This is a genomic window from Cytophagia bacterium CHB2, assembly GCA_030263535.1.
In the GTDB taxonomy this organism is placed as follows: Bacteria; Zhuqueibacterota; Zhuqueibacteria; order Zhuqueibacterales; family Zhuqueibacteraceae; genus Coneutiohabitans.
Map to the genome: position 1 here is coordinate 1 of SZPB01000247.1, position 9,793 is coordinate 9,793.

Consider the following 9,793-nt stretch of genomic DNA (forward strand, 5'->3'; position numbering starts at 1 on the left):
CACCTGGCGCAGTTGCAAAAAGCGTTGCAGCGCGATTTAAAACTTGCGCCATAGCCCCACCGCCCGCGGGCGGGCGGTGGGGCGAGCAGGAGCCATCAAAAATTTCAACTAAAAAAAGGATTGACTCACATTCGTTTGCGAGGCATGATAGTTTTTCTCCGTAACCGTTCTTTGATGTGACGCCCTGCCAGTCGAGTGATACGGCGGCATGTTCACTATTATGCCGCAAGGCCAAGCGACAGCACCAGCTTTTCCAAATCCTCCGGCAGGCGCGCGCCTTGCGCACGGAATTCGGTGACGCGATCCCGGCCGTTTCGGCCTTCGGTGTGCAGCATGGTTGGAACATTGTAGAGGATGCGAGCATTGTCGCGCGACAACCGAAAGGACACAGGCAGTTTGGCGGAATGGCCGGAGGGAAATGGAATCTGGATGTTGAGCAATTCCAGCTTGTCGCTGGTCACAAAAATACAATGCGAGCGCAGGCGGGAAAAAACGATGGTCATCATCTCTTTAAACGGTTGCGCAGAAAAGGCTTCGTCTTTTCGCAAGCCCTTCGACAGAAACACGCCTTCGCCGCGAATAACCATTCCCATCTCAAAACCATAGGTTGTGGCTGTGCCCGGCTCGAACGCGCCATGGCCGCGCGGAAAGCTGATGGCGCTCATCACGTAGCCGCGGGGCGATTCCTTGCGGTCCAGATAGGCAATCTTGACGCCCTTCTTGCCGTTGCGATCGAATTGCCGCATGATCTTTGCAAAATCTTTGGGTGCGCCGAGATACTCTTCCTGTCCCATGATCGACCATCGTAATATATGCTCATCCCGCATCGCCAACAGACTGCTAATCACGCCTTGCGCGATATTCCAGTATTCCGTTGCCCACCTGAGGCGAATCAGCATCATCAGGGTCTTTTTCAAAATTTTCCCATCAAGCTCGAGAACTGGGCGGGACGGGTCGAGTTGAGGATAAAGCTCTTTGATCACTTCTTCAACATTCAAATTCGGCGCTTCAATGGTTTTCTCATAATAAAAATTGAGGAGTTCAATAATTCTGTCGGGCGTGTCCGGTCGACTTAATTCCGCCAGGATGTAGGCATGCGTATTGGAGATACCGATGCCTTTAGCAATGTGAAAAAGAGTTTCGCGCTTCGGCAATTGGCGCTTTTTCAAAATATTGTGCAATTCCGCCAGCGAAACTCCTAATTCGCGTGCCGCGGAGGTCAAATCAAATTTTTTTCATCAACCCAAAATTGCACAGCCTCGGCGAACGAGCGGAAACTCTTTGGTCTTGGCATAGCGCCCACCCTTTGAAATGGCTGTAAAGTTGCGGATACCGCCAGCACTTTCATCAGCCCTTGCATGCTATCTGACGCCGGAGTCGCAACAAGGGTTCATTTGCTGGAGGGTTTGGTTTTCACTTTTCTTGAAAAAATGAACATCCTGTGCCTGTCGGCGCAGTGCGAGGAAAGTGGGCGTCAATTCACAATCATCCCCGTATCCGCTGAAAAATTCCGTTTTTTTTTGCGAAAGTGCAAAACACAAAAATAAAAAATGACATCACAAACGAAATGAGGTGTTTTTAAAATCACCATCATATCGAGAAATTTATCACTCCATCCCAAGTTGGAGATGGGCGCGCTTTAAACTGTTGCGTAATCTGCGCCTCAAGAAAACGGCCAACAGCATCTTGCGGCGCTTCACGCAGCGCCATCCCGGCGGCGGCAAAGTCGCCATGCTCGAAATGCGCCAGGGCTGCGGCGTAAAGCGCGATGCCGTTCTCATCGATGCCGGTTCCTCCGGCTTGTGGGGAAACAACCAGCTCATGCACAGCGAGAACTTCGTGCATGCCGGCGGGCTGCAAGTTGCAAATGCGGCGCAATAAAAATTTTTTATTGTCGGCCTGGCGTGCCACGTTGCCGTCAACGAGAATCGGCACGCCGAGCTTTTTCGTCAGGGCTTCCAGGCGCGCGGCTTGATTTACGGCCCGGCCAATCACGGCATATTTCGAGAGGCGCGTATGATTTTGGCCCTGAGCTGTGAACAATCCCGCGAGTACTTTGCCGCAGGTGATGCCGGCGCCGCAGCGTTGCGCTGCGCCGCTTTCGGTAACGATTGCCGGCCAATCGTATTCCGCCATCAGTTCGACGATTTGCCGCGCCGCCAGCAAGGCTTGCTCAACCGGATGCTCGGGCGCGCCTTCCCGGCCGGGCGGAACGCCCCAGCACGCCAGGATGCCGTCGCCCTGAAAATCGATGACGATGCCGCCGGTTTCGAAGATCACGTTGGCGGCATTGCCCAGGATGCTTTCCAGCAAGGCAAAGTGCTGCCGCGCCGCGTTTTGGCCGGCGTAAACGTCGCGGCCTTCCGCCAACAGCGAGGAGCCGCGCAGATCGAAAAAGCAAACCACGGCTTCTTCTTCAACCGGCTGCAGGGCTTGATCGGCGCGGACGAGATCCTCAAATAAAATTTTGCGCAAGGCCGGGGAAAAAAATTGGCCGATCTGGCCGAGGCGCTCGCGCGCACGCGCGGCGAGCAGATGCTGCTTGGCAATCGCGCCGAGCGCGGCAAAAAGGCGCTGCACTTCGTTGATCTGGTCGCCGGGCAGCGCATGCGCGCCGGTGGCATACAATGCAAAATTCTCACGCTCGGCCAGCGCGATGGCGATGCACATGGCCCATTGCGCGCCGGAAAAAATCAGCGACTCCCGCCCGGGCGGGACGCCTTCCCGCTCGCCGGCATGCCAAACGCTTACCGCGCATTCATCGCCCTGCGCGCACAACGCCTGTTGCAGCAAATGGCGGCTGGGCTTTTGATGCTCCGCGGCGTTGTTATGTTCAATGGATTCCGCCGCGGGAATGGGCGAGGGATAAACGGCATCGTCCCCGGCTTCGATTGTCCAGGCCGAAACGTGCAGGCCGGGAATGTGGGCTTGCAGTGTGCGGCACAACGCCAGCAGAAAATCCGCGGGGGATTCGTTGATCTTCATCAACCCGGGCATTTTCTCGATGATGGTGATAAAGCTGCGGAATTCATGGCTGGCGGTGGCGAACGTCATCGCGCTCGAGGAGAAAACATACGTGCGGTCCGGCAGAGGCTCGACATCCGCTTCGGCGAGAAACCGGAATACCGTTTTCCCGGCGGTGAAGCTTTCGCCGGGATGCAATTCCAAAACCGCGGCCGCTTCATCGGCATTGAGTTTTTGGCTGGCGAGAGCATGGCGTTCCACGCGCAGTTTGTTGCCGGAGATTTCAAGCCACGCCTGCCTGCGGCTCAACGAACGGTCGCCGGGAAAAACCAGCATATCCGGCTCCATTTCCGCGCTGCCCAAAAGATAACGGCGGCCCGGTTCAAGCGCGAAGGCGCGGGAAACATTGAGGCCGGCGAGATAGGCGAGAAGTTTATAAGATGGCGCTGGCATAGTCGTTGTTCTTAAAAACTTTTTGAACTGGGCGCGTGGTTTTATATTCTGGAGTTGCCTTGTTCGCTTTTCTCACATTGGCTTGCAAAACCTTCGCGGGAAAATCTACTATGAAAAAGCTCGAAATCACTCTCACCGATCCTCTCCATTCCCAACGCGGTGACGTGGTTATAGCGGAGCTGCCTTTTATTCAAGATTTCACTCAAAGCAAAAACTTTCACGCTAAGACGCAGAGTCGCAAAGGTATCGCAAAGAAGAAACTTTGCGGCTTTGCGTGATGCTTTTTCTTCTTGGTTGCGGTTCATCCGCCTTGTGATAATATTTTAGCCCCACCTCTGCCACCACCGGCCCGGCCGCCGCGCGGCTTCGCGCACGAACTCGGCAAACACGGGTGAAAACAATTTTCCATTCAACACGAAACCGGCTTGTGCGAGATCCTTCATCGCAAACGCATGTTCGCGCGGCGGTTTTTTGTTTCGCGCCAGGGCCATCACCACGGCTTTTTCGGATTCCTCGAATTTTTCCCAATACTCCTGAAAATGCGGCTGCGCTTCTTCCAAAAAGGCTTCTTTCATTTTTCGATAGGCCGCTTTATCGCGTATTTCTCCGGAAAATAAAACGGCGCAAACCATTTGAATGAAGATCGGAAAATGCCCGGCCAGCTCCAGCACGAAATCCGTGTGCCCGGCCAGCGGCTTTCCCGCCCGGGCCGAAGGCTCGGCGATGAGTTGTTTCGCCTCTTCGAGCTTGAACGGGCCGAGATTCAAATTGGTGAAGATGTTAAAAAACGGCGAATCCGCAATTTCCTTGGTGTGACACAGGCTTTGCAGTTGCGCGGAGGAAGTGGTGAGGTAAGCCACGTTGAAATTGTTGGCCAGCGCGCGGAAATAAGCATAAAATTCCGGACCGACTTTGGGATTGCGGGTCACGCATTCGAACTCATCCCACAGGAAAATCAGTTTGAGGCCCGCGTCTTGAAACGCGTGCACCACTTCTTTCAAGCCTTCGTAATCGGGTTTGACGTCGAGCTTGAGCCGGCCGCTGAATTCATCCTGCAACGCGGTAAAAATGTAATGCAGCAGCTCGGCCGGCTCGACGTTGCGCTTTTCCTGCAAATCCATTTTCGCAAAAACATATTCCTGCGGCGCGGGCAAATATTTGACGCGGTTGCGCGGATGGTGAATTGCGCTCAACACCGAGGATTTGCCGATGCGGCGTACGCCGACGACTGAGACGCTCTGCGGCCGACCGGCCTTGATGCGCTCGTAAATGCGGCTCAACTCCGCGCTGCGGCCGTAAAACTCATCCGGATTCTGGATTTTTACCCGATTGAGATAGGGATTGTCCGCGTGAACCGGCGCCGGTGCTTCTGCCAGCGCCAGCTTTTCTTCGATCAAACGGCGCAGCTTGAGCGCAAAATCCGCCGGCAAAACCCCGCTGTGCCGCAAAACCGCCCGCTCGTCGCCGGCGTTCGTTTCCAGGGCATTTTTCAGATCGAGCAATTCTTCCAGCATATCATTCATCGAGGCATAACGTTCTTCAGGCGATTTGGCAAGTACACGAGCGACAATATCGTAAAGTCTCGGCGGCAGGTTGGCAACATGCTTTTGCAAAGGCTCCGGCTCTTCGTGGACGACGGCATACATCAGCTCCAAATAATATTCGCCGCGAAACGGAATGCGGCCGGCGAGCATCTCGTAGAGAATGATGCCCAGCGACCAAATATCGCTGCGTGCATCCACTTCCAGCATGCGCGCCTGTTCCGGCGACATGTAGGCGGGCGTGCCGACCGTTGTTGCCGTCGGCGTCAGCCGCTGGGCATCGGCCAGCTTCGCCAGCCCGAAGTCCACGATTTTGGCGATGCCGTCGGCGGTGAACATAACGTTGGCGGGTTTGAGATCGCGATGAATGATGCCGCATTCGTGCGCTTTGGCCAGGCCTTGCGCGATTTGTATCGCGATGTTTACGGCCTCGAGCGCAGGCAGGCCTTCAGGCTTGATCCGGCCTTTCAAGCTGCCGCCGTCGTAATAGGCCATGGCAATGAACATTTGGCCGCTTTCCGTTTCACCGATTTCGTAGATCGTGCAGACGTTGGCGTGATCGAGCTTGGTGATGGCAACGGCCTCCTGCATAAAACGCTTTCTTTCTTCTAACCTGGCATGCAGGTCTGCTTTCAAGAATTTGAGCGCGGCAAAGCGCGGCAGCTTGAGATCCTGCGCTTTGTAAACCTCGGCCATGCCGCCGGGGCCCAGCAGCTCGAGGATGCGATAATGTGAGATGACGTTGCCGATCATAAGCGAAACCGGAAACGCGGTTCAAAACCATTTGCGAAGATAAATCTCAAAGTTTCCATAAGACAAAAATGCCGTGTTGCCGATGCGTTTCGTTTGGTTGAAAGAAAGATTGTTATCCTGCTTGAAAAAAAGCCGCGCCAATTCGAAGCTGCCGCCGATTTCCATACCCGTTTTGTGCGGATAGGCCATGACGATTCCCGCACTGATCACTTCGCCAAAATGAAGCGTCTTGATATTGTCCCGGCTCAAATCCTCCTCCAACAGGGCAAATTCGAAATAAAATCCCGGTGAGAGCCGTTCGATGGCTCTGCGCAAGCGTTGAAATCTCGTATAAATCAACAACTGTTTGAAAGCGATGTTTTCATTATCCACCACGATCGGGGCGCCGACGCCGGCCATAATTTCGAAAAACCGGAATCGATAACTGAAATCCAGCCGCGAGATCGATCCGAGCCCGAGACGAATGGCTTTATGTTTTTTATCGAACGCTTGCTGCAAGCCGTCCCAATGCGCGCGATAAAGCTCGTGTAAATCCCGCGACATCCGGGTCGGCTCCGCGTATTCGCGCCAAATTTCGACGTCGGCGTCCAGGGAGCGCTCGACGTATTTTTGTACCGCGGCGCTGCTGTCTTTCAGCGCAAAATAATTCAATGCCAGCCATTGGCAGGTCCAGGCGCGGAGAGCGCTCTTGGGCTTGTCTTTGCCCGTTCCCGCGAGAATAGTTTGCAAAACCGCAATCGCTCGCACATACTCGCCATTGTCATAATGATCGATGGCCGCGCCGATCCGCGCTTGCACCGGTTCGGAGAGATTGTCAAACGACAAATACTGGCGCACATTTTTGTCGAGCTTTTTCTCCGCTTGCGCAATCGCCTCGTCGGCGCCCGCCAGCACTGCGCCGGCGAGCACGAATTGCAAAAGCCGCCGGCGCCATCGAGATCGGAGCAGAAAAGGATTCATGATCATTTCATCATTTTGAGGGTCACCTTCGACGTATCGTCTCTCGGGATAACGACGGCTGTATCTTTTCGGGCGCTGCCGCGATACAGGCGCAGGGAATGGCGGCTGGCCAGCAGCTTGATTTCGTTGAGCGGCGTTTCTCCCAGGTATTCGTTGTCGATAAAAACCCGGACATCCGGCAGCGACCGGCCCAATTCATCCTGCACCACCAAACGGAGATGGCCGTATTGCGGCGTCAAAGTAAAGTGGATTGGTGAATTGTCACCAGGCATTATCGAACGGCTATGATCGGCATAACCATCCTTCGACAATTTGATCACATGATGCCTGTCGGACAGCGGAACCGGCCTCGGTGTAATGCCCTGCTCCCTGCCGTCGACAAAAATGCGCGCGCCGGGAGGATCAGATGCGATGTCCACCATTCGCGCCGCTGAACCGGTCGGCGGTTCTTCAACGACAACTTCCGGCCTCTTTATTACCGGCGGCTTCTTCCTTTTGAATTCAACCGAAACCGAGGTATCATTGGCAACGTGAAGCATGCGGATTAATTTTTCATCCGTCGCCGGGTTGATAAATGTGAAGTCATAAGCGCCCACCGGCACGCCGCGCAACAGCAGGATCGAATCCGCGCGCGCCGCCGCCGGTTCGCTGCGCGGCCGACGGGCATCGTCAAGCGAATATTGATACTCGAAGGGATAAACGTTGCTCGTGAGCGTGAGCACGGCTACGCTATCGAAATCGATTTTGATGAGCTTCGACTCTGCGGGAACGCTCACGATGAGTCTTTTTTCTTCTCCGGTTTGCAAATCTTTGGCGCGCAAGACATAGTCACCGGCGCAAACATAAAACGTATGTTGCCAAGCCTCCGGTTGGCTCTGTGCAATTTGATTGGAACCGCCGCCCAATTGAATCTCCGCGCTTGCGGCGTCCGTGATCACGGTCAAAGTGTCGGCGGTGAAATCGAAATGCACCAGGTGGCCGTCTTTCCTGATCGTCTCGGATTTTACCCGCGCCTCATTGGAAGCGATAAGCTGCGCGGTAAACGTATACGTTTCATCACGGGTCAAGCTATGCTTGAAACCCGGCCTCCGGCTGCGGGATGAGCCCAGGGCAAAAATATCATTTTTGATCGCAGCCCAGCCGTCCGGAATTTCGAAGCGCGTGGAATCCGGCTGGCCGGTGGTCGCGCCCAATGAATCGCCGTCAACCCACAGCGAGAACGGGCCGCCGTTGGCTTGTACGATCACCGTCCGCTTTCTCTCCAGGATAAGCCAGGCCACCAGCCAAATCACTCCCAGCGCCAGTCCGGCTTCCAGCGTGCGCTCGAGAATCTTTAACGCCTTTTTTTTCTTCTCTTTTTTGACCTGTGCGGTTTTAGTGATCTGCGCGAGCCGGGCCGGCCCGATTTCTTTCTGCACCTGCCAGATGTTGTGATCGTGACGCACCCATTGCCGGTAAAGATCGAAACGGAAAGCATACTGCCGTTCTTTCTGCGTGAGATATTCCTCCTGAAAAAGGCTGGAGAACTCGGCGTTGAAAAAATTCGCGTCCAGATCGAGTTTCAGTTTGGAGCGCGCGATTTTCCGGCAAAGCTCCGGGGCCGAGAGAAACGTTTCCGGCGTTACCGAAAACTCCGCCAGCGCAGACAGCGCCAGCTTGCGTTCGGCAGAGTGCTCGCCCCAGTTGAACAAAAGCTGCGGCGGCGGGTTCTCCAGGATGCCGGCCACGACTTTTTCGACATCCTCCGCCGTCACCTCGTACTTTTGCTCCTCGTTCAAATGATAAACCAGCTCCTGGCAAATCATCTGCGTGTAAAACGGCTGGCCAGCGGTGAGTGCGTAAATGTGCGCCACTGCTTCCGGCGCAAACGCGACTTTACCCTGCACCGGCTGCGTGATCAGGCGGGTGGTATCGTCCTTGGTTAAGAAACCGATCTTGCGCGACATGGCTTTGCGAAACAACTCCTCACCCCACAACACATGATCGTGCGCTTCCAGCGTTTGCGAACCGGTGAAAACGAAAGACACCATGTCGGTTTCGAGCAGGCCGGCAAAAAATTTCAAAACATGGCGGGAAAGGCTGCCTTCCTTGATTTTGACTTCAAGATTCTCGTATTCGTCGATAAGCACCAACAGGGCGCGGCCGGAAACATGGCTTTTCAAATCTTGCAGAAACTCGCGGAAGACGTTGGTGGCCGTGCTTTCCTTCATCATTGCCAGATAGCGCCCGGCGGGCAGGCCGTCGTTCTGGAGTTGTTTGCAAAAATCCGTGATGATGCGGCTGAAAAATTCCGTGTCGCCGGCGACGCCGGCCATGATCTGGGTGTCGATGAAAAACGGCAGGAACGCTTCGCCTAGCCGGCGGTTGAGAATTTGATAGAGGATGGAAGATTTGCCGCTGCGCCGCTCGCCGAAGAGCACGATCAATGCGGTTTTGCGCCCGTCTTCGAGCGCGCGGGCGATGAAACGGAACTCGTCTTCGCGGCCGAAGAACATCTCCCGGCTGCGCACGGGATTGCCGGCGATAAAGGGATTGGGATAGATCGGTTCGAAAGCCTGTTGCTGCATGCCCGACCTCGAAGCATTCATGTACAACCGGATTCGATTTGTCCGTGCGAATGAGGACCCCGCTTCCTGCTTTTAAAGCGGATATAATATAACCGGCCTGCGGCAAGATGCAAGCGTTTCTCTGCGAAGCCACGGGACGCAGCATGACATTATTCCTTCGATTAAAACACTTCGGGACGCGGCAACATCGGGCTGCCGGGGCCGTCCGGCAGAATACTGTCGCCGGTCCAAATATCCAAAACTGGAATGACGAAGATAACCTTACCCGCAACGACGCCGATGGCAATTTCTTCCTCGCCAAAGCGGCGGTTTTTTATGAACAACGGAGTCAATCCTTTTTTTAGTTGAAATTTTTGATGGCTCCTGCTCGCCCCACCGCCCGCGGGCGGGCGGTGGGGCTATGGCGCAAGTTTTAAATCGCGCTGCAACGCTTTTTGCAACTGCGCCAAGTGACGATAGCCTTTCACGCGCCGGAGATTCGGCTCGATTTCCAGCAGCGCGGAGGCCAGCCAACGTTGACGCTGATTGCTGTTCTTCCAGTGCGTCACTTTGCGC

The 9,793-nt window shown here is 55.0% G+C and carries 5 protein-coding genes; all 5 read right to left on the reverse strand.

The annotated features are described in order from the left end of the window. Positions 1–218: 218 nt before the first annotated feature. Entirely contained in the window at positions 219–1,223 is a 1,005-nt protein-coding gene (locus tag FBQ85_20575; GenBank protein ID MDL1877533.1) for a hypothetical protein, read from the reverse strand. Between the two features lie 367 nt (positions 1,224–1,590). Continuing rightward, a complete protein-coding gene (locus FBQ85_20580) occupies positions 1,591–3,417 on the reverse strand; it encodes an adenylate/guanylate cyclase domain-containing protein (protein MDL1877534.1) in 1,827 nt (608 codons plus the stop codon). A 323-nt stretch (positions 3,418–3,740) separates the two neighbouring features. Further along, on the reverse strand, positions 3,741–5,711 hold the full coding sequence (locus tag FBQ85_20585; protein MDL1877535.1) for a serine/threonine-protein kinase PknK: 1,971 nt from the start codon (positions 5,709–5,711) through the stop codon (positions 3,741–3,743). Between the two features lie 21 nt (positions 5,712–5,732). After that, positions 5,733–6,671: a hypothetical protein gene (locus FBQ85_20590; protein MDL1877536.1), complete on the reverse strand. Its 939-nt coding sequence runs from the start codon at positions 6,669–6,671 to the stop codon at positions 5,733–5,735. A gap of 2 nt (positions 6,672–6,673) precedes the next feature. After that, positions 6,674–9,259, reverse strand: a complete 2,586-nt coding sequence (locus tag FBQ85_20595; GenBank protein MDL1877537.1) for a PEGA domain-containing protein — start codon at positions 9,257–9,259, stop codon at positions 6,674–6,676. Between the last annotated feature and the right edge of the window lie 534 nt (positions 9,260–9,793).

What these genes read in the sequence shown, in the direction of transcription:
- FBQ85_20590 (MDL1877536.1), bottom strand. Translation starts at nt 6,671, where the DNA reads ATGAATCCTTTTCTGCTCCGATCTCGATGGCGCCGGCGGCTTTTGCAA.
- FBQ85_20585 (MDL1877535.1), bottom strand. Translation starts at nt 5,711, where the DNA reads ATGATCGGCAACGTCATCTCACATTATCGCATCCTCGAGCTGCTGGGC.
- FBQ85_20580 (MDL1877534.1), bottom strand. Translation starts at nt 3,417, where the DNA reads ATGCCAGCGCCATCTTATAAACTTCTCGCCTATCTCGCCGGCCTCAAT.
- FBQ85_20595 (MDL1877537.1), bottom strand. Translation starts at nt 9,259, where the DNA reads ATGAATGCTTCGAGGTCGGGCATGCAGCAACAGGCTTTCGAACCGATC.